Below are 24,594 nucleotides of genomic sequence, written 5' to 3'. Positions count from 1 at the left end.
ACGCCGCATTTGAATGCGAGTCGGGCTAGATCTCGTCCCAGGGGTTGCTCTCGTACGCCTCGGTCAGGATCCGCCGGGTCTCCGGCGCGAAGGGCAGCGCGACGTCGTCCACCGACGCCACCGGCCAGCCGACCGATTCCGAGTTGGTCAGGAACATCGCGTCGAACCCCGGCAGCTCCGCCGGCCGGACTTCGCGGGTCTCCTGCGGGATCCCGTGGCGCGTCAAGCCGCGCCGGATCAGCTGCTGGGTGATCCCGTCGAGAACGGGAGCCTGCGGCCAGACCACCGTGCCGCCGTCGAGGAAACCGACGTTCCAGATCGACGCCTCGCTGATGCGGCCCTGGTAGTCGACGAACACCGCGTCGTCGTAACCTGCCAGCATCGCCTCGCGCGTGTGGTGGACAAGGCCGAACGAGCCGACGTGCTTGACCTCCGGCAGTACCCGTTCGTAGCGCACGGAGCGCAGGCGCAGCGGCGTCAGCTCGTGTTCCTTCGGCGGCGCGGTCCGGACGAGGACGTCCGGGGCGGCGGGCGCGCCGGGGTCTGACCAGTCCATCGCGCGCGAGAAGACCAGCACCCGCACGGACAGCGCGTCCGCACCCTGGATCGCCTGCCGGACGTATCCGCGCACCGCCTCGGTGTCGAGGTCGCTCGCGAACAGCCGCCGCGTGCTCGTCACGAGCCGGTCCAGATGGACGTCCAGGCCGCGCACCTTGCCGTCGCGGACCTGCATCGCGGTGAAGTGGGCGTAGCCGAACGCGCCCGCCAGGTCTTCCGACCGGGCGGGCGCGCCGTTGATCTCCAGCTTCACGTCAGGGGCTGACCGTGACGCCGGTGAACTTGACCTCGGTGTTGGGCGGGCCGGTCCCGTCGCCGTTGCCGGCCTGGGCGTTGGCGCCCGCCTTGGCGACCTTGTCGAGCACCTTCAGGCCCTCGTCGGAGATGCTGCCGAAGACCGAGTACTCCGCGGGCAGTTCGGCCTCGCCGTACACCATGAAGAACTGGCTGCCACCGGAGTTCGGCTGCTGCGTCTTCGCCATCGCGAGGATGCCGCGGCCGTACTTGATCTCCTTGAACGCCTCGTCCGGCATCGTGTAGCCGGGGCCGCCCATGCCGCTGGCCTCGGGGTCACCGCACTGCAGCATCTGCAGGCCGGTGGTGCCGAGCCGGTGGCACTTGGTGTCGTTGAAGTAGCCCTGCTTCGAGAGGCTGATGAAGCTCTGGACCGCGCACGGGGCGAGCGCCTTGTCCAGCGTCAGCGGGATGTCGCCCGCGGTGCTCTTCAGCACGAGGTTCACCGTGCCGGTGGATGAGACGCCGCCGCCCTCCGGCTTGGTCACCTTCTTCGACGCCGGCTTGGTGGTGTCGTCCTTGTAATCGCAGGTCACCGGGTTCGCCAGCGGCGTCGGCCGCTTCGGCATCGGGGTGCGCTCCGTGGGGATGGTGACCTCCGGGGTCGGAGGAGCCGAGCTCGGGGAAGCGTCGGAGGCGGCGTCGTCACCACTGCTACTGCTGACGATCCACCACACCGCGCCCGCCACGATCGCGACGACGCCGACGACCGCCACCGAGCCGACGATCTTGCGCCGCTTGGCCTTTTCGGCCCGATGCACGATCTGTCGCTCGAGCTTGCGCTTCGCGGCTTCGCGGCGCTGCTGGTTGGTCGGCACCCGCCCTCCCGGTTTCCACTCGATGTCACACGTCTGAGGTAGCGGAAGTCTATGGGCACAGCCTGTGAGACCCCCGTACAGGGGCCGCTAGGCTTACTTGATCGTGATCAGGGCCATCCTGTCACCTGTTCGGCGGAAGAACTGAGGAGGCGTTTCGTGCTGGTTGTCGGTTTTCCGGCAGGCCCCCTCGAAGCCAACTGCTATCTCCTCGCCTCGGACGACGGCGGGGAGTGCGTGATCGTCGATCCCGGCGAGGACGTCGTCGAACCGCTCGAGGCCGCGCTGTCCGGACACCGCCTGACGCCGGTCGCGATGCTCGCCACCCATGGGCACCCGGACCACGTCGCCTCGGCGGCCGAGGTCGGCGCGCGCCACGGAATACCTCTTCATCTGCACGAGGCGGACCGGCCACTCCTGGGTCCGGGCGCCGGGGAACGGAAGGACGGGATCGTGTCACTCGTCGATGGCCCGCTCAGGCTGGCCGGACTGGAGATCTCGGTGTCCCGCACACCGGGGCACACCGCCGGTTCGGTGGTCTTCGGGCTGACCTCCGCCGAGGGCGGCCGGATCGTGCTCACCGGGGACAGCCTGTTCGCCGGTTCGATCGGCCGGTCGTCCGGCGACGGTGACGAGCTCATGCGGTCCTTGGGCGCCAAGGTGATGACGCTGCCCGACGACACCGTCGTCCTGCCAGGGCACGGCCCGGCCACGACGATCGGGCAAGAGCGCGCGGGCAACCCGTTCCTGGCCGGGACGGGCGTGTGATGACCGAGCCGACCGGGACGCCCGAGACCCCCGAGCGTCTCCCGCTGTTCCACGACGACCCCAAGCTCCGCCGCAGGCGCGGCTGTTCCAGCGTCGCCGGCGTCGTGATCTTCGCGGCCGCTTTCGGCGGGATCGCCGGGCTGATCGGCGGTGAGATCGTCGGGCTCGTGGTCGCCGGGGTGATCGCGCTGCCGCTGCTCTACATCATGTTCTACAACCTGCGTCGCCGAGTCTGGCTCGAAGGCGACACGCTCATCGTGCGGACCTGGGGCGTGCGGCGGATCGCACTGACCACAGCCGAGCGGATCGACCTGGTGATCAGCGACGTGCGCGGCACCCGGACGGTCAGCCTGCTGGTCAACGCGGGCAAACGCCGCAAGGTCGCGAAGGTCGACCTGGCCGTGTACTCCGGCGCGGGCGGCCGCGAACTCGGCATCCTGCAACTGCGCAAGCTGGCGAACGCGCTGCTGAACAACACCGACGCGAACGGCCTGGTGTTCTCGGAACTGCTGGTGGCGCAGCTGAAATCGGAGGCACGCGGAGACGCGGCGGCGGAGCGGCCGCTCTACCGGCTGGCTTCGGCGGCGCCCACCGGGAAGTACATCCAGCGGTTCACGATGGAGGCGGTCAGCCGTTTCGTGGCGACGCTGGACTGATCTCCAGCCAGGGTCGGTCTCAAGCCCGGTCCGTGAAGGACTCCTTGAGGGACTCAGAGTCCCTCAAGGAGTCCTTCACGGACCTCCGGCGCACCGTGAGTGGCGATCATGAGACGTCGGTGCAGGTTTCCAGCTTCTCCAGCCGCGCCTTGATCTCCTCCAGCTGGTAGACGATCTCCGGCAGCTCGCCCGCCGCGAAGGTCGCCAGCCGCTCGGAATGCTTGAGCGTCGCCCGGACGTCGTCGAGCGCGGCGGCGATCTTGGGGACCGCCTCGACGGCTTCGAGCGTCGAGACGAGTACGCGCCGCGCGACGGCGGTCAACTGTCTCGGGACGGCGAAAACGGCGTCGAACATGGCCCCTCCGATCACGCGGCGAACCTCGGGTGCGGCCTCTTCGTACCCGACTCCGGCCCGTGATCGCGAGGGGGACTCGCCCTTTGGGGTGCCTGTGACTACAGGGACTCTTGAGGCTCCCGCGAGGCGATCAGCGCGGCCAGCACGGTGGTGACCGGGACCGCCGCGACGATGCCGACGCTGCCGGCGAGTGTCCGCACGATCTCCTGCGCGATGTCCTCCGCGCCGAGGATCGAGCCGAGCCCGACCCCGGAAAGCGACGTGTACAGCAGCACCGGCAACGCCGCGCCCGCGTACGCCATGACGAGCGTGTTGACCGCCGAGCCGACGTGGTCACGGCCGATCCGCAGGCCCGCGTTGTAGAGCTCACGCCAGCCGAGTGACGGGTTCGCCCGCCGCAGCTCCCAAACGGCGCTCGTCTGCGTCACCGTGACGTCGTCCAGCACGCCGAGCGCGCCGATCACGACGCCAGCCAGCAGCAGTCCGCGCGCGTCGATGCCGTGCCCGAGCGAGCCGATCAGCTGCGAGGTGCTGTCGTCCAACCCGGTCAACGACGCCGCGGCCGAGAAGATCGCCGACAGGACGCCGATCAGGACCAGGCTCACCAACGTGCCCAGCACCGCCACCGAGGTTCTCGCGGACAGCCCGTGCGTCAGGTACAGCGCGACGAACATGATCGCGCCCGCGCCCGCGATCGCCACCAGCATCGGGCTTTCCCCGGCGAGGATCGACGGCAGCACGAACAGCGCCAGCACCAGGAAGCTCAGCCCCAGCGCGATCAGCGCGGCGAGTCCCTGCCACCGGCCCAGCACGATCACCGCGAGCGCGAAGAGCCCGGCGAGCAGCAGCAACGGTGTGCCACGCTGGAAGTCGACGATCTGGAACGACGCGGGATTCGCGACGTCGCCGCCGTTGTAGGACAGCACCACCTTGTCGCCCGCGGCGAACCGCGGCGTGCTCGGCTCGATCGGGAGCGTCAGCTTCAGCGGCTTTCCGGACCCCGGACCGTCGGTCATCGTCACTTCGCTGGTGAGACAGGGTTTCGCGTCCGGCGGTGGCTCGCCGACCTGGACCTGGCCCTCGGCGAGACACGGTCCGGTGATCGTCGCGGTGACCGTGGCGCTCACCGGGGTTCCTTGGGGGAACACGCTTTTCGCTGGATCCTTGCCCCACGGGTAGAGCAGGATCATTCCGGCGACGGTCGCGACGGCGAGGGGGATCAGGAGCCACATCAGCAGCAGCCGGACCCGGCGCGACGCGGGCGCGGCCGGACCGTGCCCGTGCGAGTGCCCGTGACCGTGTCCGACCGGCTCGGCCTTCGGTTCCGGTTTCGGCTCGGGCGCGCGTCGCTTGCCCGGTTCGGCCTGCCGCGGCCGCTGGGCCGGGGGCCGGGGGCGTCGCGGGCCGTCCGGCGGCGGGGTCCGGCGCGGCGAACGGGACGTTCCGGGCGAACGATCGGACGGGGTGTCCGTTACCCGGCGAATCGGGCCGGTGTCGTCGTCGGAGATGTCGCGGCGGTTCACTCGCACATCCTCCACAGTCCGTGGCGCGTGCTGCACACGGCCTAGCCGAATGCCTGCCTGAGGTGGACCCGGCGGTAGGCCGACGGCGGGGTGTCGAAGTGGTCGAGGAATGCTTGCCGCAGGGTTTCGGTCGACCCGAAGCCGCATCGCCGTGCGATCGAGGTGAGCGGGAGTTCGGTGCCGCACAACAGTTTCGCCGCGTTCTCGGTCCTCGCCGCCCGTACGTACCGGCTGGGCGTGGTGCTCAGGTGCGCGTCGAACAGCCTCGTCAGCTGCCGGGTGCTGATCCCCGCCCGTTCGGCGAGGACGGCGGTGCCGAGATCACCCGCAAGGTGCTCGGCGACGTACGCGGTGATGTCGCGGACCAGCCGGTTCTCCGGCGGCGGTCCGGACAGGAACATGCTCACCTGCGCCTGATTGCCCGGCCGCTGCAGGTAGGTGACCAGCATGCGGGCGACCTCCCTGGCGACACTCGGGCCGTGATCGTCCTCGACGAACGCGAGGGTGAGGTCGATCCCGCTGGTGACACCCGCCGCCGTATAGACGTTGCCGTCGCGCACGTACAGCGGCACCGGGTCCACGTTCACCTGCGGATAGTTCGTCGCGAGCCGGTTGGCGAACCTCCAGTGGGTGGTGGCGCGACGCCCGTTGAGCAGCCCGCACGCCGCGAGCACGGTGGCGCCGGTGCACACCGAAGCGACGCGACGGCTCTGGTGCGCGAGCCTGCGAACGTGGGAGACGACCCTCGGATCGGCGGCCGCCGCCTCGTGCCCGGTACCGCCCGCGACGATCAGCGTGTCCAGTTCACCGGTCACCTGATCGAGCCGGTGCTGCGCCTGCAGCGTCAGCCCGGACTCGCAGCGGATGCCGCGGCCGTCGACGCTGGCGAGCATGATCTCGTAGCCCGGCTTGCCGCCGAGTTTCGTCGCGGCGTCCAGGACGTCCGCCGGACCGGCGATGTCGAGCATCTCGGCGTTGCTGTAGCCGACGATCAACACTCTTCTGGGTGAACCCGGCATGATCGAACGCTAGCAGTAGCGCCCGGCCGACGGACGTTGTTCGCAGGAATCCGGACATCCGGCCGGTCGGGGCCGCGTCTCTTCGACACCGTTGTCCCATGACAGACGACAAGAAGATCATCGCGTTCGTGGTGTATCCGGGGATGACCCCGCTCGACATGGTCGGTCCGCTGACCGTGCTGGACGGGATGGCGAGCACGGCGCAGGAGTACCGGACGGTCGTGGTCGGCGAGACGAAGGACCCGGTCACCACCGACAACCCGCTGAAGCTCGTGGCGACCCACACCTACGACGAAGTCCCGTCGCCGTACGCGCTGCTCGTGCCGGGTGGCGCCGAACCCACGCTGAAGGCACTCGCCGACGAGAAGCTGATCGGATACCTGCGGACCGCCGGGGCGAACGCGGAACTCGTGACCTCGGTGTGCACGGGATCGCTGCTGCTGGGGGAGGCCGGACTGCTGAAGGGCCGCAAGGCCACGACGCACTGGATGTTCCGCGAGCTGCTGGGCGCGTTCGGGGCGGAGCCGGTGGCCCAGCGCTGGGTCGAGGACGGGAACGTGATCACCGCCGCCGGGGTGTCGGCGGGGATCGACCTCGCGCTGCATCTGGTCGAACGGCTCGTCGGCGCCGAGATCGCGCGGACCATCCAGTTCGTCATCGAGTACGACCCGGAGCCGCCGCAGGGCCCGCTGGACTGGTCGAAGCGGCCGTACGGGGACCTCAAGCCGTTACTGGAGCACTCCCTGAACGAGGCGCTCGCGGGCGAACCCGCCCTGAGGGACAGGCTGCTCGCGCACACTGGACGGTGAGGGGACGGCCATCCGGGTGAGAAACCGCCGAAACGGGGACTGCGCCGGGTTACATTCTGGGCATCCGTCCAGGTGATAGGTGGTTCGTGGAGTTCACAGTGCTCGGCCCGCTCGGGGCCTCGGTCCAGCTCCCGTCGGCGGCTCAGCCCCGTCGGGTGCTCGCGGTGCTCCTGACCCGGCCGAACGAGTTCGTCCACCGGGACACGCTGGTGGACGAACTCTGGCCGCAGGACCCGCCGTCGAGTGCCGCCGCGGTCGTGCAGATGGCGATTTCCAAGCTGCGCAAGGCGTTGTCACCCGGATTGCCGTCGGACGACGTCCGGCAGCGGCTGCGGTCCGGGCTGGGCGGCTACCGGCTGACGGTTGCGGAAGGGGAGCTGGACGTCACCGGCTTCTCCGAGCTGGTCGCGGCGGCCGCGACGGCGGCCGGTGGTGAGCGCAGGACACTGCTCGAACGGGCGCTGGGGTTGTGGCGCGGCCGGGCGTTCGCCGACGTTCCGGCCGGTCCGCTGGTGGAGGCGCACCGGCTGTGGCTCGAGGACCAGCGGTGTTCGGTACTGGGCAAGCTCGTGGAGCTGGAGCTGGCGGCCGGTGACCACAAGGCGGTCGCCGAGCGGTTGGGACCGGAACTGGCCACCCGGCCGGGTGACGAGCGCTTCGCCGGGTGGCTGGCCGAGGCGTTGCAAGGACTCGGGCGGCGGGACGCGGCCTTGGCCGTGCTCGACCGGTGCCGCCACGCGCTGTGGGCGCACGCCGGCGTCTCACCGGGGGAAAGCCTGCTCGCGATCCATCACCGGATCGCCGGAACCGGCTGGTCGGCCGGGGGACCGCCGTGCGGTCTTCCCCCGGCGACGCCGGATTTCACCGGCAGGGCACGGGAACTCGCGGAGGTCGGACGAGCACTGCGGACTTCCGCGCCGGTCGTGCTGCACGGCGCGGCGGGAGCGGGCAAGAGCGCGCTGGCCGTCCAAGCCGCGTGGCGGGCGCGCAAGCGGTTCCCGGACGGTCAGCTCGTCGCCGACCTGCGGGCGAGTGGCGACGTGCTCGCCGCGTTCCTCCGTGCGCTCGGCCTGGCGGAAGCCGAACTCCCCGCCGACCGTGCCGGGCTGATCTCGTTGTGGCAGCGCCATACCGCGGACCGGCGGCTGCTGGTGATCCTCGAGAACTGCCGGTCCGAGGCGGAGGTGCGGCCGCTGCTGCCGAGCGGTCCCGGCTGCGCCACGATCGTCACGACGCGGCGTCGGCTGGCCGGGCTCGCCGGGGCGAGGCCGGTCGAGGTCGGCGCGCTGCCCGGCGCGGAATCGCGGGCACTGCTCGGCGCGATCGCCGGGGAGAGCCGGTTGTCGGCCGAACCCGACGCCGTCCGGCGGGTGCTGGCCTGCTGCGACGGGCTCGCGCTGGCGGTGCGGATCGCGGGGATGAAGCTGCTGCAGCGATCGAGAGTGAGCGTCGCCGAGTTCGCGACGCGCCTGGAGAACGAGCGCCTGCGCCTTGACGAACTCGCCGTCGGAGACCTGGCCGTTCGCCCCGTGCTCGCCGAAGCCCTCGCCGAGCTTTCACCGAGGCAGCGAAATTCCTTGCGGTTGCTCACTTTCCCCGGCGCGACCGAGATCGCGGACTGGTTCGCGGCGGCCCTGCTGGGCGTTTCGTCCCGCGAGGCGGGCGAGCTGCTCGACGAACTGGTGGACGATCATCTGCTCCACGCCGAGCCGGATCAGGCCGGTTTCCCTCGGTACCGGCTGCCGGGTCTGGCCAGGCTCGCGCTCCGGGAACCGCAGGACCCAGGAGCTCTCAAGCGTGCGCTGACGGTCACGGCGGCTTTGGCCGAACACGCTGCCGCCGCGCTCGGCGCCGATTATCCGCCACCTCGGCTGGCTGGCGTCCCGATGGCGGCCTCGGACCGGGTCGCGGCCGATCCGATCGGCTGGCGCGCCTCGGAGAAGGTGAACCTGGCGCTCGCCGTCCGGACCGCGAAAAGCCACGGCTGGACCGGGCTGACCGCGCGGCTGGCCGACGCCTACACCGATCTCGTCGGCGCTCGGAACGGCGGTTCCCCGGCCTGGCTCGGGTTCGGCATCGCGCGTGATCGCCTCGACGTCCCCGCCGAGGCGGGGAAACTGCTGAAGCTCGGCCATTCCCACGCCGACGCGGGGGATCTGGCGCGGGCGAGGACGTGTTTCTCGCTGGCAGAGGGCCGATTCCGTACTTCGGGCGATCCGCGGGGGACCGGGGCCGCGCTCGTCGCGCTCGCCGACGTCGACGCGGATTCCGGCCGGACCCACTCGGCGGTCGACGCGCTGCGGGAGGCCCTGGACCTGTTGCGGGAGTGCGGTGACCTCGCCGGTCAGGCGATGGCGTCGGCGCAGTTCGGCTCGCTCTGGGACGATCTCGGTGACTCCGGGCGGGCGAAGGAATGCTTCGAGGCGAGTCTGCTGCTTTCGCTGCATTGCGAGGACGGGCGGCAGCACGACCGGTCCGCCAAGCGGTACGCCGACGTCCTGCGGCGGCACGGCCGGATGGACGAGGCCGGCGAGCTGCTGGCGAGCGCGTTGACCGGCACCCGGAGCTCGCGTGAACGTCACTGGGAGGCGCATGTCCTCCGCAGTCTCGGCGATCTCCACGCGAAAGCAGGCGACGCCGGGGAGAGCGAAATCTGTCTCTCCCGGTCACTGGAGCTGTTCGAGTACGTCGGGCACCGGCACGCGGCCGCGTACACGCATCGGAGTTTCGGCGAATCCCTGCGGCTTGCGGGCGAGCACGGCCGCGCGGCGGAGCACCTGCGGCTCGCGATGAGCACGTTCCGCGAACTCGGTGACCGCCGAGGCGGCGGATACGCCTTGCTCAGCTTCGGGCGTCTACGGGCCGACGAAGGCGTCACGACCGAAGCCGTCGAAGGGCTTCGCACGGCCGCGGGACTGTTCCGTGAGCTGGGATTCCCGGTGTGGGAACTGCGGGCGCTCCAGGACCTTTCCGCCGTCGACGGTGGCGGACGCCAGCGTGACCGTGCTCGTGAAGCCTTGACGAAGATCCGCTTCGGGGCGACGCAGGCCTAGCCCGGCGAGAGATCACCGGCCGCCGCGTTTGGCGAAGTTATGGCACCGGCGTGTTGACTCTCGCTCATGTGAGCGGACTTCGCGCCGTCCCGAACGCGGGACTGGGGGTGGCGGCGCGTGCTCGTGACCGGGTGACGCCTTCCGAGGGCAGGAGGCGTCACCCGGTTCGAAGGCTAGCCGCGGACGTGCAGAACCGTCTCCGCGTCGTCGAGGATCCCTTGGTCGAGCGGGAAGTAGCCCTGTCGCGGAACGGGATCGGTCCGGACATCCGCCGGAGGGACGTCGGAGGCGGTGAGCAGCCCCCAAGCCGTGGTGACGTGCTTCTGCAGGAAACCTTCGTAGGTGTCGGCCTCAGGCTCTTGAAGCGCTATGGCCTCGCTTCGGCCGAGGCTGGTGACGACGAAGGTGTAGCGATCGCCGAGCAGCGGGGCCACCAGCGCGCCGGCGGGGAACCAGGTGGTTTCCGTCCCGGCGACGTGCATCGTGCTCGCCTGGCGGCGCAGATGGAGATTGTGCGCGAAGACCAGCGTCCTGCCCCGGCAGGCTTCGGCGGCCCGGATGTCCAGCAGATTTCGCGCCATGATGGCGTCCCTGGTCGCGACCAGTGGCATGTACCGCTCGCCCGGTTCGAGGGGTTCGGCGCATTGCCGGTGGTAGCGCAGCAGATCGATCCCCGCCATGAGGTGGATCTCAGCCCGCGACCACGCGTCCGTGACCGGTTTCCGCGAACGGAGCGCGGCGAGCAGTTCGGCCGCGATCGCGCGCAGCCGATAGGCGTCGGCCGTGGCGCCGACCGACGAAGCCGCGTCCATGACCGCTTCCGTGCGACTCCAACGCTCGTCGTCACCGGCGGGGCCCGCGATGTCCACGTCGAGTTCCAGGAAGTCGCGGGCGTATTCGAGATAGCGCCGCGGGCTGGGCGCCGAGGTGTTCTCGGTCTGGGTGTCGAAGCCGTGGAACGAGAGTCGTTCCGCGGGCGGGCGGTGGTGGTTGTACTCGCGCATCCAGGCGATCAGGCGCCTGTTCGCGTCGACGGTGCCGAAGACGTGTGTGAAGCCTTCGCTCATCGCGAGGTCGAGCGATCCGGTGCCGTGCAGGACGTAGTCGTTCGCGACGAGCGCGGCCACGCGATCGGTTTCGAGCGCGATCGAGCGGAAGCCGCGGTCGACCAGCTGGGCGAACAACTCGTTGCGGACCTCGGCGAACACCGGCGTCGCGTGTGTCGGTTCGCCCAGGCCCAGCAGGTCGCAGGAGGGGGTCACGAAGTCTCGGATGTCTTGACTCATGAGGTTCAAGCGTATCGTTGATGTCTCGGTTGAAACTTCGCGCGCTTTGACCTGCTTTTCGCCCACCAAAGCCTCAAAGCCCATGTCACCGCTCGCCGGGAGTGGCCCTCCGCTGTCCGTGAAGGCCTCCTTGAGGGACTCAGAGTCCCTCAAGGAGGCCTTCACGGACAGTCCCGCAGTGAGGAGGCTCGCGGGGGCGCAATAATTGCACTTCTGAATGGTGGATCGCATTTCATTCTTCCGCTATAAACTTAAGTACCCTTCGCGTGCGAAGGTGCTTCGCTCGCGAAGCAGTGTTTCGAGGGAATGCGCGAGCGCAAGTTATCAGCAGTTGAGGTGAATTACCGCGTGGCAATCACTGCGCGGCCGCGGTTCCGCTCTACTTTGTCCCGCATGGTTGAGAAGGATTCGACGGCGCGGACCCGTGAACTGGGCCACCGCATGAAGGCGTTCCGGCAGCGCAGGCACTTCAGCGGAGCCGACGTCAGCCGCCGTAACGGCTGGTTGCAGAGCAAGGTCACGAGGTGGGAACAGGGGCTGCGCGAGCTGTCCGTGGTGGACGCGGCGCTGTATCTCGCGAGCTGTGGCGAGGCGGAGCCCGAGCGTGACCTGTTGCTGGAACTGACGCAGCCCGGCGGAGACCTGTACTGGGTGCGACCGTACTTCGACGAGCTCGTCGATCCGATGAAATCCCTGGCCATCCAAGAGGATCTCGCGCACACCATCGTGCGCTACGAGTCGTTGACGCTCCCGGGGTTGCTGCAGACCGAGCCCTACGCCCGCACCGCCTACGAACTGATCGGCAACCGTGACCAGGCTCAGCTGGACCAGGTCGTGAACGCCCGGCTGGACCGGCAGCGGCTGCTGCACCGGGACCGCCCGCCGCGGTGCCGGTTCCACATCCACGAGCGCGCGTTGCGTTCGGTGATCGGCGGTCCCCGTGTCATGCACGAGCAGCTGCTCCACCTCGTCCTGTCGGCGAACCTGCCCTATTGCTCCATCCGTATCGTCCCCGAAAGCAACGAAGTGAGCAGAACAATCGAGAATTCCTTCACCATCATGGAATTCGCGGAGCATCCGGCGGTGGTGTACACGGATTCCTATGCCGCCGGAGTGTTCATCGACGATCGGGTCGCGGTCGAGGCGTATTATTCGCTCGTCGCCCGGCTCGAAAGCGATACCCTGACCGAGGAGAGATCGCGTCAGACACTCGCCGAATGGGCGGACCGGTACGACCGGATGGACGAGTGACCCCGATGGGGTTTCCCGCAGCCGCTTCACGGGGCAGTCGTTCCGGGTAGCCGAGGAGAAGGAGGACGTGGTGACGAAGACGCAGGACGGTGTCCCGGTCGCCGAGGCGGAGATCGAGCGGAAGTACGACCTGGCGGCGGACAGGCCGATCCCGCCGCTGGTCCCGGCCGGTCCCGTGACGAACCAAGCCGATCCGCGGGTCGACGTCCTCGACGCCACGTACTTCGACACCGCGGACTTCCGGCTCGCGCAGGCGGGCATCACGCTACGGCGACGGCTTGGCGGAAGCGACGAAGGCTGGCATCTCAAACTCCCGGTCAGTGCGGACAAGCGCGAGGAACTCCGCCTCCCGCTGTCGGGCAAGCCGGACAAGGTGCCCGGCGCGCTGGCGAGGTTGGTCCGGGCACATACGCTCGGCGCCGAACTCGTCCAGGCCGCGCACCTGCGCACCGAACGCACGTCGTATGCCCTGCTCGACGCGAAGGGGAACGAGGTCGCGACACTGACCGACGACGTCGTCACCGGCGAGGCGGGCGGGGAGAAAGCGCACCTCGACCGCTGGCGGGAGATCGAGATCGAACTTTCGCCCGGCACCGATCCCGAAGTGCTCGACAGCCTGGACCGGGCCGTCGTGAAGGCGGGCGCGGAGCGGTCGAGGTGGCCGTCGAAGCTCCGGCGGCTGACCGATGAGCTCGTGCCGTCGGCCAGGGGAGCGTCCGGCTCGGTACTGGCGGACCACTTCGCGGAGCAGCTCGCCGTGCTGCGCCGCAACGACATCGGGGTCCGCCGGGACGTCGAGGACGCGGTGCACCAGATGCGGGTCGCGAGCAGGCGGCTGCGAAGCGGCTTGAGAACTTTCCGTCGCTCTTTCGACGCCGACGTCGCGGACGAGCTCGCCGCCGAACTCCGCTGGCTCGGCGGCGAGCTCGGGCCCGCGAGGGACAACGAAGTGATGGCCGCTCGGCTGCACGCCGAGGTCGGGGCGCTTCCGGCCGAACTGGTGCTGGGCAACGTCGGGCAGCTGATGACGCGGCACTTAGCGCGCGAGGCCGAAGACGCCAAGGCGCGGGCGGTCCGGGCGCTCGACAGCAAGCGGTACACGGACCTGTTGCGATCACTGGAAAAGCTTGTCGCCAAACCGCGGAAGATCAAGGACGGCAAGGAGGAACTGCGCAAGGCGGTCGCGCGTTCGGACCGGAAGCTGCGCAAGGCAGTCGCGGTGGCGAGTGAGCTGGAGCCCGGAGCGGAGCTGGACGCCGCGTTGCACGAGGTGCGCAAGAAGGCGAAGCGTGCCCGGTACGCCGCGGACGCGGTCAGGCCGGTGACCGGCAAGAAGCTTCGAAAATGGCGAAAGAACGTCAAGGCGGTGCAGACCACCCTCGGTACGCATCACGACGTCGTGGTCACCCGTGAGGTCTTGCGCCTTCTCGGTCTCCGCGCCTACGCCGAGGCCGAAAACGCTTTCACCTACGGTCTCCTGCACGGGCGCTCCGTCGCCGCCGCCGAGGCCGCGCACCGGCGCTTCGCCGGGGAATGGCAACGGGTAAGCAAAGGTTCTCGTCCGAAATGGCTCAAATGAGGTAGGCCGGGTTGACCTCTCGCCGCTGGTGAGTACCGTCGAGGGGACTTGGTGGTCTGGAGAGAGGCGCCCCCAATGTTGCCTGGCCAGCGCGTACCCGGCGAACCGCCGCCCCTGGCCGTGACCCCCAGCCGCCGCGAAGACGGCGTCCTCGTCCTCACCGCCGTGGGGGAGATCGACGCGGCCACCATCGGGCGGTTCCGCACCGAGCTGACCGGTGCGTGTGTCACGGAAAAGCAAGTGATCCTCGACCTTTCCGGCGTAGGTTTCCTCAGTTGCGCCGGATTGCACGCCCTCGAGGAGGCCAACGCCGCGGCGCCCCGGTTCTCGGTGATCGTGAAAACCGCTTTGGTGTCACGGATTCTGGACGTCAGCGGGGTCGGAGCCGGTCTCGACGTGCGTCGGGACGTCGAGGACGTGCGGCTCTAGGTCAGCCGTCGAGTTCGACCTCGTCGGCGGTGACGTCCGGCAGCAGGCCACGCCAGCGCGGGTTGCGCAGGCAGCCCGCGTCGGTCCAGTCGCCGAAGACGACCTCGCCGACGATGGTGGGCCGCGACCAGTGCGCGTCCCGTGCCTGTTTGTCCGGGACGGAGTCGAACGGGGAAGTCTTGCGTTCCAAGCGGAACAGCCGCTGGGACAGCGCTTCCAGTTCGTCGGCGGCGAAGCCGACACCGACGTTTCCGATGTACCGCAACCCGTTCTCGTGCGGGACACCGAGCAGCAGCGAACTGAACGTGCCCGCCCGGCTGCCACCGCCCGGCCGCCAGCCGCCGAGCACCACTTGCTGGACCCTGGCCCCGGTGATGGAAAGCCATTCCCCGGTACGCCTTCCAGGGTGGTACCCGGAGCCTGCCCGTTTGGCGATCACACCGGCGAGCCCGTGTTCCCTGGCCGCTCGCGCGACCGCGCCGCCGTCCCCGAGGTAGAACCGGGGGACCTGCCAGTGCGGACCGGCGAGGTCGAGCGTGTCGAGGAGCGCCCGCCGGTCGACATAGGGCGACTCGACGCAGGGACGGCCGTCCAGATGCAGGAGATCGTTGACCAGGTAGAACGCCGGATACCGCGAGATGAGCCGTTTCGCGGAACTCTTCGTCGCCCGTGCGCGGTGCCCGAGCCCCTCCGGACTCGGCCTCCCGCCGTCGAAGACGACGATTTCCCCGTCGAGAAAGGCTTCCGTGGCACCGAGCTGCTCGCCCAGACCGCGGAACTCGGGGTACAGCCCGGTGACGTCGTCGCCCGAATCGTCGTAAGCGGTGATCCGGCCCCCGGAAACGCGGATCAGGGTGCGGCGCCCGGACCAGTCGAATTCGTAAGCCCATTCCGCGTCTTCGCCGGTCGAGGGGAGCCGCCCCGGTTTGGACAGCATCGGGGCGAGGAATGAGGGGAGTTCCACGCGTCCCGGTTCGGCGGGGTCGAGCCGTTTCAGCAGCCAGCCGCGATCGTTGCCGTCCTTCTTCACATTGAGGAACAGGTATTTCCCGCGCGCCCGTTTCCCGTGGAAGACGACCTCGACCTTGTGGTCGTTGAAGTGCAGCGTTTCGTACCGGCCGGTGTCCCAGATCGTCATGGTGCCACCGCCGTATTCGCCGGCGGGTATTTCGCCTTCGAAGGTGAGGTATTCCAGCGGATGGTCCTCGGTGTGCACGGCGAGCCGTTCGAGGTCCGGTGACATCGGCAGGCCCTTCGGCACGGCCCAGGAGACCAGCACACCGTCCCGTTCGAGGCGGACGTCCCAGTGCAGGCTGCTCGCGTGGTGTTCCTGGATGACGAAGAGATCGTCCGCCCCGGTCTCCCCGTCGCGATCCGGAAGCGGTTCCGGAGTCCGCCCCGGTCTGCGCTTACGGCGGTATTCGCCGAGTTTCTCCGCCATGGTCGGCCAGCGCACCCCTCTCCGGATCCGTTCACGCAAGCCTAGCGCCGTTCACGGTCGGTACGGGTGCCGAAAGGCCCCTTTCCTACAGTGAAAAGCAGGAAAGGGGCCTTCGCTCCGATGCGGTTCAGTCGGTTTCGGCCAGCGCCTCGGCGAACTGGGCCGCGTAGAGCCGCGAGTACGCACCTCCGGTGAGCAGCAGCGTTTCGTGGTCGCCCTGTTCGACGATCGAGCCGTTTTCCATCACGAGGATGACGTCCGCGTCCCGAATGGTGGACAACCGGTGCGCGATGACAAAACTCGTCCGTCCCTCGCGCAGCGAATTCATCGCCCGCTGGATCAGCACCTCGGTCCGGGTGTCGACCGAACTGGTGGCCTCGTCGAGGATGAGGATCGCGGGTTTCGCCAGGAACGCCCTCGCGACGGTGATCAGCTGTTTCTCGCCGGCGCTGACCGTGCCGCCCTCGTCGTCGATCACCGTGTCGTAGCCGTCGGGCAGCGTACGGACGAACCGGTCGACGTGGGTCGCCTTGGCCGCCGCGACGATCTCCTCCTGCGTGGCGCTCTCGGAACCGTAGGCGATGTTCTCCGCGATCGTGCCGCCGAACAGCCACGCGTCCTGCAGCACCATGCCGGTCTTCGCCCGCAGGTCCTCACGGTCCATCTCGGCGATGTCGACGCCGTCGAGGGTGATCCGGCCACCGTCGAGTTCGTAGAACCGCATGAGCAGATTGACCAGCGTGGTCTTCCCCGCGCCGGTCGGGCCGACGATCGCCACGGTATGCCCTGGATCGACGGTCAGCGACAGATCCTCGATGAGCGGCGTGTCCTCGACGTACCGGAACGACACGTGCTCGAACTCGACCTGGCCACGAGGGGCCGCCACCCGTGCGGGTTCGGCGGGCTCGGGCTCCTGCTCGTCCGCGTCGAGCAACGCGAAGACCCGCTCCGCGGACGCGATCCCGGACTGCAGCAGGTTCGCCATGCTGGCGATCTGCGTGACCGGCTGGCTGAACTGCCGCGAGTACTGGATGAACGCCTGGACCTCACCGAGCGTCAGCGTCCCGGACGCCACTCGCAGCGCGCCGATCACGGCCACCAGCACGTAGCTCAGGTTGCCGATGAACATCATCGCGGGCTGGATGGTGCCCGAGATGAACTGCGCCTTGAAGCTCGCGCCGTAGAGCGTGTCGTTGTGCTCCCGGAAGACCTCCTGGGCCTCCTCACGGCGGCCGAACACCTTGACCAGCGAGTGTCCGGTGTACATCTCCTCGATATGCGCGTTGAGCCGCCCGGTGGTGGACCACTGCTTGATGAACTGCGGCTGCGCCTTCTTGCCGATCTTGGCCGCGACGAACACCGAAGCCGGCACCGAAAGCAGCGCGACCAGCGCGAGCACCGGCGAGATGACGAACATCATCACGAGCACGCCGATGACCATCAGCAGTGACGACACGATCTGGGCGAGCGTCTGCTGAAGGGACAGCGCGAGGTTGTCGATGTCGTTGGTGGCCCGGCTCAGCACCTCGCCGCGCGGCTGGCGGTCGAAGTAGCTCAGCGGGAGCTTGGCGAACTTCTCCTCGATCCGCTCCCGCAGTTCGAACACCGCCCGCTGGACCAGGTTCGTGGTCAGCCGAGACTGCAGCAGCGCGAAGAACGACGCCACGATGTAGAGCAGCAGCACCCACATCAGGACCTGGCCGACAGCGTCGATGTCGATGCGCTGGCCGGGTACGAAGTCGATCCCCGAGTACAGGTCGGCGAGCGTGGTGTTGCCTTCCGCCCGCAGCCCGGCGATGACCGCTTCCTTGCTCACCCCCGGTGGCATGTCCTTCGCGACGACGCCCGCGAAGATCAGGTCCGTCGCCATGCCGAGGATCTTCGGGCCGATGACACTCAGCGTGACACTGGCGATGCCGAAGAGCAGGATGCCGTACAACATGGCGCGCTGCGGCTTCAGCAGGCCCAGCAGACGCTTCAGCGACCCTTTGAAGTCCAAGGCCTTTTCGGCGGGCTGTCCGCCCATGAAGGCGCCGGGACCGCGGCCGAAACCGCCTCCGCCGGGGCCTGGTCCCCGTGCCGCGCTCGCGCGCTCACCCATCGGTTTGGCCGGGGCATTCGTGGTTTCTGCGGTGGATGCCGTGGATTCGGGCGCGCTCATCAGGCGGCCTCCTGCTCGGTCAGCTGGGACAGCACGATCTCCCGATAGGTTTCGTTGCGGTCCATGAGTTCGGTGTGCGTTCCGTTGCCGACGACGCGGCCCTCGTCGAGCACGATGATGCGGTCGGCGTGGCGGATCGTGCTGACCCGCTGCGCGACGATGACCACGGTCGCCTCGGCGGTCTCGGCCACCAGCGCGCGCCGCAACGCTGCGTCGGTCGCGTAGTCGAGTGCGGAGAAAGAGTCGTCGAACAGGTAGATCTCGGGGCGCCGCACCAGCATCCGAGCGATCGCGAGCCGCTGCCGCTGGCCTCCCGAGACGTTGGTCCCGCCCTGGGCGATGGTGGAGTCCAGCCCCTCGGGCATCCGCTCGACGAAGTCCTTGCCCTGCGCCACTTCCAGCGCGTGCCACAGTTCCTCGTCGGTGGCGTCGGACTTGCCGTAGCGCAGGTTGCTCGCGACCGTCCCGGCGAACAGGTACGGCTTCTGCGGCACCAGCCCGACGGCGTCGGACAGGACGGTCGGATCCAGCTCCCGGACGTCGACGTCATCGACGCGCACCGAGCCGTCGGTGGCGTCCATCAGCCGGGGGATCAGGTTGAGCAGGGTGGTCTTCCCGCTGCCCGTGCTGCCGATGATCGCGGTCGTCTCGCCGGGCATGGCCAGCAGTGAGATCTCCTGCAGCACCGGCTTCTCCGCGCCGGGGTAGCGGAACTCCACATCGGACAGTTCGAGTCGTCCGTGCACTTCACCGGGGCTGACCGGGTTCGACGGAAGGACGACGCTGGTGTGCGTGTCGAGCACCTCGGTGATGCGCTCGGCGCTGACCTCGGCGCGCGGCACCATCATGAACATGAAGGTGGCCATCATGACCGCCATCAGGATCTGCATCAGATAGGACAGGAACGCGGTGAGCGCGCCGATCTGCATGCTGCCGTCGTCGATGCGCAGCCCGCCGAACCACAGCACGGCGACGCTGGAGGCGTTCATCACGAGCATGACGATGGGGAACATCAGCGCCATGAGCCTGCCGACGATCAGGGAGACGTCCAGCAGTTCGGTGTTCGCCTTGGTGAACCGCCGCCGCTCGTGATCGTCCTTGACGAAGGCCCGGATCACGCGGATGCCCATGATCTGCTCACGCAGGATCTGGTTGATCTTGTCGATGCGCTCCTGCATCAGCCGGAACGCCGGCCGCATCTTCGCGATGATGATCCCGACCGAGACGCCGAGGATCGGCACCACGACCACGAGCAGCCACGACAGGGTGACGTCCTGGTTCAGCGCCATGACGATGCCGCCGAAGCACATGATCGGCGCGGACACCATCAGGGTGAACGACATCAACGTCAGCATCTGCACCTGCTGGACGTCGTTGGTGGTGCGGGTGATCAGCGACGGCGTGCCGAACTGGCCGACTTCGCGGGCGGAGAAGTCCTGGACCCGGTGGAAGATCGCGCCGCGGACGTCACGGCCGACCGCCATCGCGGTGCGGGCGCCGAAGTAGACGGCGCCGATCGAGCAGGCGATCTGCACCAGCGACACCAGCAGCATGACGCCGCCGACGCCGAGGATGTAGTCCATGTCGCCCTTGACCACGCCGTGGTCGATGATGTCGGCGTTCAGCGTCGGCAGGTAGAGCCCGGCGAGGGTCTGGACGAACTGCAGCAGCACGATCAGCCACAGTTCTCGCCGGTACGGGCGCAGATGAATGCGCAACAGCTTCGTCAGCACAACGGTTACTCCCCCAGTGGTGGGTAGGGTGTTACTGCTTCTTCGGTTTCTTCACCGGTTCGGGGCGGGTGAGCGACGGGATTCCCGCCGCGGCCTCGCGCAGAAGGACACCGAGCGTCTCGAGGAACGGCCGGGAACCCTCGTTGATCAGCCAACTGAAGAACGCGGTCTTCACCGCGGACTCCACGATCGCCGCCATGAGCCGCGCGTTCAACGCGTTTTCCGCGCCCGCCCCCGCGCGTTCCAGGATGGCGTCCGCCAGTACCTGCTCGACCTTGGCGTGCGCCTTGAGGAACTCGCCTTGCACCGACGGGTGCAGGAGCAGCGATCGCGCCAGCTCCACCGAGCCGCGGTTCGGCTCGCCCAAGCTGCCGTAAGCCTCCAGCGTGGCGGTTCCGACCGCCTCCCACAGCGTCTCTTCCGAAGGTCGCTCGCGCAGCGCCTCCCGCAGGAGTTCCTGCCGTTCGACGATGAACGAGCAGATCGCTTCCTCCTTGCTGGAGAAGTAGTTGTTGAACGTGCGCGGAGAGACGCCGACGGCGTTGGCGATGTCCTCGACGCGGACCTGCTCGACCCCCTTCTCCATGGCGAGTTTGAGCGCTGCCTCGCTCATGGCGCGACGGGCCGCGCGCTTCTTGCGTTCGCGCAGTCCGAGAGGGGCGACGGGGTCGAGACTCACGACCGACAGGTTAGGCAAAAGTTGCGTGCCCCGCAAATTAATGCGCACTCCGCACTTTTCGGACATCCCCCGTGTCGCAGGACACTCAAGATGAGCCGAATGGCCTAGTGAGCACCGCTCACCAGCCGTAACGCTTTGGTGGATACGTCACTACCAGCGGTTGGACGGAAACCGACTGTGGACACGGATAGTGACTTCTGCTTGCATGACCGTCGTTGTGCTGGAGAGTGCGACACGGGTCCGGGTAGGCGAAGAGAAAGAAGTGGAAGCACATGGTGACGCGGGCTCGAGGCTTGCTTGACCGCTCACGGGTTCTTCTGGACCGTTCCAGGGTCGCCGCGGCGCAGTTCCTCGCCGCACCGCCCCGGCACGATCCGTCGGCTCCGCCCGCCGAACCGGCGGTGGAACAACGGCCTGCCGTCGAGGCGCCGGAAGCAGGCGCGCTCGCCGGTGTCTGTTCCAATGTCGCGCTGCGCGACCTCAATCTGCTCGACCAGTTGCTCGCGCAGCTGGAGACGATGGAGGCGGGGGAGGAGAACTCCGACCGCCTCGCCGAGCTCTACCGGCTCGACCACCTGGCGACCCGCTTGCGGCGCAACGCCGAGAACCTGCGCGTGCTCGCCGGCCGGGACGCCGACGACACGGCTGCCGGGATCTCGTCCGTGCTGGACGTGATGCGGGCCGCGATGTCGTCGATCGACCACTACTCGCGGATCACGATCGGCCGCGTGGTTTCGCTCGGCGTCGTCGGTTTCGCCGCCGAGGACGTCAGCCGGATCCTCGCGGAACTGTTCGACAACGCGGCGAACCAGTCGTCACCGAGTTCGCCGGTCAGTGTCAGCGCGCACCTCACCGAACAGGGGAGTGTGCTGATCCGCATCGAGGACGAGGGCATCGGCATGCCACCCGACCGTCTCGCGGCACTGAACGAGCGGCTGGCCGCCGGTGCGGTGCTCGACGACGATTCGGTGCGGCATATGGGACTCGCCGTCGTCGGCAGGCTCGCCGACCGGCACGAGATCACCGTCAAACTCGACCGCCGCACCCCGCACGGCACGGTCGCCACCGTGCTGCTGCCGGTCCCGGTGGTCTCGGAACTGGCCGAGAAGCAGTGGTCCGGTTCGCAGACCGTGGTGCTGCCACAGGCCAGGATCACCAACGGAGCGCCCGTGGGAAACCCCGTCGCGGCGCCGTCCGGGCTGCCGCGGCGCCGTCCGGCCGCCACGACGGAGCCGGAACCGGAACGCAAGCCCAGCCCGCGTCCGCGCACGGCCTTCCAGCCGCCCACCGACGGCGGCACCACGCCGAGCGGTCTTCCGCGCCGGGTTTCCCGCAGTATCAGGACTTTGCCCGACGAACCGGCCCCGCCGACCCCGTCCGCCGACGCGGCGGACGGGCACGAGGCGCTGCTGGCCGACCTCGATGCCTTCACCGACGGCGAGCGCGCCGCTCTCGACGACCGGCACGAGCGTGAGACCGGAGGAAACACCCAGTGACCGCCCAGGACGCGACCACGGATTTCACGTGGCTGCTCGACGACTTCGTGCGCAAGGTGCACGGCGCCAGCCACGCGCTGATCATGTCCGTCGACGGTTTCCCTTTGACCGCGTCGGAATCGGTGTCCAGTGACGACGCCGAGCAGCTCGCCGCCATCGCGAGCGGCCTGCTCAGCCTCGCGGGCAACAGCGCCGCGCTGTTCGGCAAGGGCAACTGCGAGCAGATCATCATCCGGCTCACCCGCGGGTACTTCCTGTTCATGGGGATCGGCTCCGAGGCCGGGCTCGCGGTGCTCACCGAACCGGACTGCGACATGAAGGTCGTCGCCTACGAGATGACCCAGTTCATCACCAACGCCGGTCACGCCCTCACCCCCGAGGTGCGAGCGGGACTCCGGCAGGTCCTGACCGCCCGACGGCCGCCGGCCTGAGAATCCGGAGAAGGAAGGGATGACCGTGTCCAGCGACCAATCTCCGGACCGGCCGGTCAAGATGCGCAGCCGCAGAATCCGGCCGTACGCGCTGACCGGCGGCCGCACCAAGAGCAGCCAGCTGTTGCTGGTGGAGACCCTGATCTCGGTTCCGCGCTACGACCCGTCGCTGGCGGAGGCGCTGATGCCCGAATCGCGCTCGCTGTACGAGCGGGCCCGCGAACGCGCGTCGATCGCCGAGCTTTCGGTGGGACTGGATCTGCCTTTGGGCGTGGTCCGCGTGCTCATCGGCGACCTCGCCACCCAGGGCGCCGTCTTCGTGCACCCGACGGCCCACGCCTACAACCACGACACGAACGTGCTCGAGAGGATCCTCGATGGACTCAAGCGCCTCCCGGTCTGACGCCGATCTTCTGGCGATCTCCGCCAAGATCGTGGTCGCCGGTGGATTCGGCGTTGGCAAGACGACGTTCGTCGGCTCCGTCTCCGAGGTCCCGCCCCTGAGCAACGAAGCCTGGATGACCGAGGCAGGCGCCGGGGTCGACGAACTGGTGCCACCCGGAACCAAATCCACCACCACGGTCGCGATGGACTTCGGCCGGATCACCCTGCGTGAAGACCTGCTCCTGTATCTGTTCGGCACCCCCGGCCAGGCCCGGTTCTGGTTCCTCTGGGACGACCTCTCGCGCGGCGCGCTCGGCGCCGTGGTGCTGGTCGACACCAGCCGGATCGACCAGTCGTTCGCCGCGATCAACTACTTCGAAAACGACTCCGAGCTGCCGTTCATCGTCGCGGTCAACCAGTTCGAGGGGGCACCGGTGCACGACCTCGACGAGGTCCGCGACGCGCTGGCGTTGTCCCCGGACATCCCGCTGGTCACCTGTGACGCCCGCGACCCGAAGTCGGCGGTCGCGACGCTGCAGGAACTGGTTTCCCACACGCTGTCCCTCGCGGTGGTCTCCGGACCGGGTCGAGAGTTCGCTTCACTCAGCTGAACAGTTCCGGGAGGAATGTCGAGGATGCGCAAGGTTCTGATCGTCGGTGCCGGGCAGTCGGGATTGCAGCTGGCCTTGAGCCTGCTGAACCACGACTACGACGTCACGGTGATGTCGGCGCGGACGCCGGACGAGATCCGGTCCGGCAAGGTGATGTCGACCCAGTGCATGTTCCACTCCGCCCTGCAGCACGAGCGGGACCACAAGCTGAACCTGTGGGAGGACGAGACCGTCCGCGTCGAGGGACTCGGCGTGTCTATCGCGGGCCCTGACTCCAGCCGGGTGCTGGACTGGTTCGCGCCGTTGGAGCACTACGCGCAGTCGGTGGACCAGCGGGTGAAGATGGCGGCCTGGCTGGAACTGGTGGAGGACCGTGGCGGCAAGGTCGTCATCCACGGCGTCACCACCTCGGATCTGGCGCCGTTGGCGAAGCTGTACGACCTGGTCGTCGTCGCGGCGGGCAAGGGCGAGCTGGTCCAGCTGTTCGACCGGATCCCGGAACGCTCGCCGTACACCGAGCCGCAGCGCGCGCTTTCGCTGGCGTACGTGCACGGCCTCGAACCCCGGCCCGAGCATCCGGACAAGGCCGCGGTGCGCTTCAACATCATCCCCGGCGTGGGGGAGCTGTTCATGATCCCCGCGTACACGCTGAGCGGGAACTGCGACATCCTCTTCTTCGAGGGCGTCCCCGGCGGCCCGCTCGACTGCTGGGGTGACCGGCCGTCGCCGCAGCAGCATCTCGACAGGATCCTTTCGCTGATGAAGCAGTTCCTCCCGTGGGAGTACGAGCGTTCGAGGAACGCCGTGCTGACCGACGAGAAGGCGACGCTGGCGGGGGGCTACACCCCGGTCGTGCGGAGCGCGGTCGGCAAGCTGCCGACCGGGACCGCGGTGCTCGGCATGGCCGACGTCGTGGTCGCCAACGACCCGATCACCGGCCAGGGCTCCAACAACGCGAGCCACTGCGCGGCGTCCTATCTGGACTCGATCCTCGAACGCGGCGACAAGCCGTTCGACGAGGAGTGGATGACGGCGGCGTTCGACAAGTACTGGGAGTACGCCCAGCACGTGACGACCTGGACCAACGCGATGCTGCAGCCGCCGCCCCCGCACGTGCTCCAGATCATCGGCGCGGCGGGGGAGAAGCCCGCCGTCGCGACGCGGTTCGCGAACGGTTTCTCCGATCCGACCGACTTCCAGCACTGGTTCTTCGATCCCGCGAAGGCGGAGAAGTACCTGGCCGAAGCCTGATTCGGGAGCCGT

General features: G+C 68.6%; 22 protein-coding genes. 12 read left to right on the top strand and 10 right to left on the bottom strand.

Features of this window, described 5'->3' with window-relative positions; genetic code table 11:
* Window positions 1-25: 25 nt before the first annotated feature.
* Complete coding sequence (locus tag AMYAL_RS0135120) at window positions 26-811, bottom strand: aminotransferase class IV family protein (RefSeq protein ID WP_020635985.1); 786 nt, start codon at window positions 809-811, stop codon at window positions 26-28.
* A 1-nt stretch (window position 812) separates the two neighbouring features.
* Window positions 813-1,670, bottom strand: coding sequence for a peptidylprolyl isomerase (locus AMYAL_RS0135115; RefSeq protein WP_020635984.1), 858 nt, complete (start codon window positions 1,668-1,670; stop codon window positions 813-815).
* A 156-nt stretch (window positions 1,671-1,826) separates the two neighbouring features.
* Here AMYAL_RS0135115 and AMYAL_RS0135110 point away from each other — a divergent pair, with 156 nt between their 5' ends.
* Together AMYAL_RS0135110 and AMYAL_RS0135105 are read left to right on the top strand one after the other, a co-directional pair.
* Entirely contained in the window at window positions 1,827-2,435 is a 609-nt protein-coding gene (locus tag AMYAL_RS0135110; RefSeq protein WP_020635983.1) for an MBL fold metallo-hydrolase, read from the top strand.
* Window positions 2,435-3,091, top strand: coding sequence for a hypothetical protein (locus AMYAL_RS0135105; RefSeq protein ID WP_020635982.1), 657 nt, complete (start codon window positions 2,435-2,437; stop codon window positions 3,089-3,091). The genes AMYAL_RS0135110 and AMYAL_RS0135105 overlap by 1 nt, the downstream gene beginning before the upstream one ends.
* Before the next feature lie 106 nt (window positions 3,092-3,197).
* Here AMYAL_RS0135105 and AMYAL_RS0135100 read toward each other — a convergent pair whose 3' ends face one another.
* From AMYAL_RS0135100 to AMYAL_RS0135090, 3 genes are all read right to left on the bottom strand, one after another.
* Window positions 3,198-3,461: a hypothetical protein gene (locus AMYAL_RS0135100; protein ID WP_245193227.1), complete on the bottom strand. Its 264-nt coding sequence runs from the start codon at window positions 3,459-3,461 to the stop codon at window positions 3,198-3,200.
* A gap of 83 nt (window positions 3,462-3,544) precedes the next feature.
* Window positions 3,545-4,969: a YibE/F family protein gene (locus AMYAL_RS0135095; protein ID WP_020635980.1), complete on the bottom strand. Its 1,425-nt coding sequence runs from the start codon at window positions 4,967-4,969 to the stop codon at window positions 3,545-3,547.
* Between the two features lie 41 nt (window positions 4,970-5,010).
* Window positions 5,011-5,988 carry a GlxA family transcriptional regulator gene (locus tag AMYAL_RS0135090; RefSeq protein WP_026467709.1) on the bottom strand — a complete coding sequence of 326 codons (978 nt, stop codon included), beginning with the start codon at window positions 5,986-5,988 and terminating at the stop codon, window positions 5,011-5,013.
* 98 nt (window positions 5,989-6,086) lie between these two features.
* On the opposite strand from AMYAL_RS0135090, the gene AMYAL_RS0135085 reads away from it, so the two are divergent.
* Both AMYAL_RS0135085 and AMYAL_RS0135080 read left to right on the top strand, forming a co-directional pair.
* Window positions 6,087-6,797 carry a DJ-1/PfpI family protein gene (locus AMYAL_RS0135085; protein WP_020635978.1) on the top strand — a complete coding sequence of 237 codons (711 nt, stop codon included), beginning with the start codon at window positions 6,087-6,089 and terminating at the stop codon, window positions 6,795-6,797.
* Window positions 6,798-6,883: 86 nt separating this feature from the next.
* Window positions 6,884-9,850 carry an AfsR/SARP family transcriptional regulator gene (locus AMYAL_RS0135080; RefSeq protein ID WP_020635977.1) on the top strand — a complete coding sequence of 989 codons (2,967 nt, stop codon included), beginning with the start codon at window positions 6,884-6,886 and terminating at the stop codon, window positions 9,848-9,850.
* A 173-nt stretch (window positions 9,851-10,023) separates the two neighbouring features.
* Here the strand turns inward: AMYAL_RS0135080 and AMYAL_RS0135075 are convergent, their stop codons facing one another.
* Window positions 10,024-11,136: an erythromycin esterase family protein gene (locus AMYAL_RS0135075; RefSeq protein ID WP_020635976.1), complete on the bottom strand. Its 1,113-nt coding sequence runs from the start codon at window positions 11,134-11,136 to the stop codon at window positions 10,024-10,026.
* Between the two features lie 393 nt (window positions 11,137-11,529).
* Here AMYAL_RS0135075 and AMYAL_RS0135070 point away from each other — a divergent pair, with 393 nt between their 5' ends.
* The 3 genes from AMYAL_RS0135070 to AMYAL_RS0135060 all read left to right on the top strand — a co-directional run bounded on the left by AMYAL_RS0135070 (window position 11,530) and on the right by AMYAL_RS0135060 (window position 14,395).
* Window positions 11,530-12,387 (top strand): helix-turn-helix domain-containing protein, encoded by an 858-nt coding sequence (locus AMYAL_RS0135070; protein ID WP_026467708.1) that lies wholly within the window; start codon window positions 11,530-11,532, stop codon window positions 12,385-12,387.
* A gap of 70 nt (window positions 12,388-12,457) precedes the next feature.
* Window positions 12,458-13,966, top strand: coding sequence for a CYTH and CHAD domain-containing protein (locus tag AMYAL_RS0135065; protein WP_245193225.1), 1,509 nt, complete (start codon window positions 12,458-12,460; stop codon window positions 13,964-13,966).
* A gap of 75 nt (window positions 13,967-14,041) precedes the next feature.
* Window positions 14,042-14,395: an STAS domain-containing protein gene (locus tag AMYAL_RS0135060; protein ID WP_020635973.1), complete on the top strand. Its 354-nt coding sequence runs from the start codon at window positions 14,042-14,044 to the stop codon at window positions 14,393-14,395.
* A 1-nt stretch (window position 14,396) separates the two neighbouring features.
* On the opposite strand, the gene AMYAL_RS0135055 is transcribed toward AMYAL_RS0135060, so the two are convergent.
* The 4 genes from AMYAL_RS0135055 to AMYAL_RS0135040 form a co-directional block, all read right to left on the bottom strand.
* Window positions 14,397-15,851, bottom strand: coding sequence for a DNA polymerase ligase N-terminal domain-containing protein (locus tag AMYAL_RS0135055; RefSeq protein WP_020635972.1), 1,455 nt, complete (start codon window positions 15,849-15,851; stop codon window positions 14,397-14,399).
* Between the two features lie 112 nt (window positions 15,852-15,963).
* Window positions 15,964-17,997 carry an ABC transporter ATP-binding protein gene (locus tag AMYAL_RS0135050; protein ID WP_026467706.1) on the bottom strand — a complete coding sequence of 678 codons (2,034 nt, stop codon included), beginning with the start codon at window positions 17,995-17,997 and terminating at the stop codon, window positions 15,964-15,966.
* Window positions 17,997-19,730, bottom strand: coding sequence for an ABC transporter ATP-binding protein (locus AMYAL_RS0135045; RefSeq protein WP_020635970.1), 1,734 nt, complete (start codon window positions 19,728-19,730; stop codon window positions 17,997-17,999). The genes AMYAL_RS0135050 and AMYAL_RS0135045 overlap by 1 nt, the downstream gene beginning before the upstream one ends.
* A gap of 31 nt (window positions 19,731-19,761) precedes the next feature.
* Complete coding sequence (locus tag AMYAL_RS0135040) at window positions 19,762-20,409, bottom strand: TetR/AcrR family transcriptional regulator (protein WP_026467705.1); 648 nt, start codon at window positions 20,407-20,409, stop codon at window positions 19,762-19,764.
* A gap of 272 nt (window positions 20,410-20,681) precedes the next feature.
* Between AMYAL_RS0135040 and AMYAL_RS0135035 the strand changes: the two genes are divergently transcribed.
* From AMYAL_RS0135035 to AMYAL_RS0135015, 5 genes are read left to right on the top strand one after another with little or no spacing between them, the layout of a single operon-like run.
* The gene (locus AMYAL_RS0135035) at window positions 20,682-21,905 is read left to right on the top strand and encodes an ATP-binding protein (RefSeq protein ID WP_020635968.1); all 1,224 of its coding nucleotides are present in this window, start codon (window positions 20,682-20,684) and stop codon (window positions 21,903-21,905) included.
* Window positions 21,902-22,336 carry a roadblock/LC7 domain-containing protein gene (locus AMYAL_RS0135030; RefSeq protein ID WP_020635967.1) on the top strand — a complete coding sequence of 145 codons (435 nt, stop codon included), beginning with the start codon at window positions 21,902-21,904 and terminating at the stop codon, window positions 22,334-22,336. Before AMYAL_RS0135035 ends, AMYAL_RS0135030 begins: the two co-directional genes overlap by 4 nt.
* Window positions 22,337-22,355: 19 nt before the next feature.
* Entirely contained in the window at window positions 22,356-22,739 is a 384-nt protein-coding gene (locus AMYAL_RS0135025; protein WP_020635966.1) for a DUF742 domain-containing protein, read from the top strand.
* On the top strand, window positions 22,714-23,331 hold the full coding sequence (locus tag AMYAL_RS0135020; protein WP_020635965.1) for a GTP-binding protein: 618 nt from the start codon (window positions 22,714-22,716) through the stop codon (window positions 23,329-23,331). The genes AMYAL_RS0135025 and AMYAL_RS0135020 overlap by 26 nt, the downstream gene beginning before the upstream one ends.
* Before the next feature lie 24 nt (window positions 23,332-23,355).
* Window positions 23,356-24,582, top strand: a complete 1,227-nt coding sequence (locus AMYAL_RS0135015; RefSeq protein ID WP_020635964.1) for a styrene monooxygenase/indole monooxygenase family protein — start codon at window positions 23,356-23,358, stop codon at window positions 24,580-24,582.
* Window positions 24,583-24,594: the final 12 nt, after the last annotated feature.

It is taken from the genome of Amycolatopsis alba DSM 44262, from assembly GCF_000384215.1.
Lineage (GTDB): Bacteria > Actinomycetota > Actinomycetes > Mycobacteriales > Pseudonocardiaceae > Amycolatopsis > Amycolatopsis alba.
The sequence above is the reverse complement of the archived record's forward strand: the minus strand, read 5'-3'. Positions and strand labels throughout refer to the sequence as shown.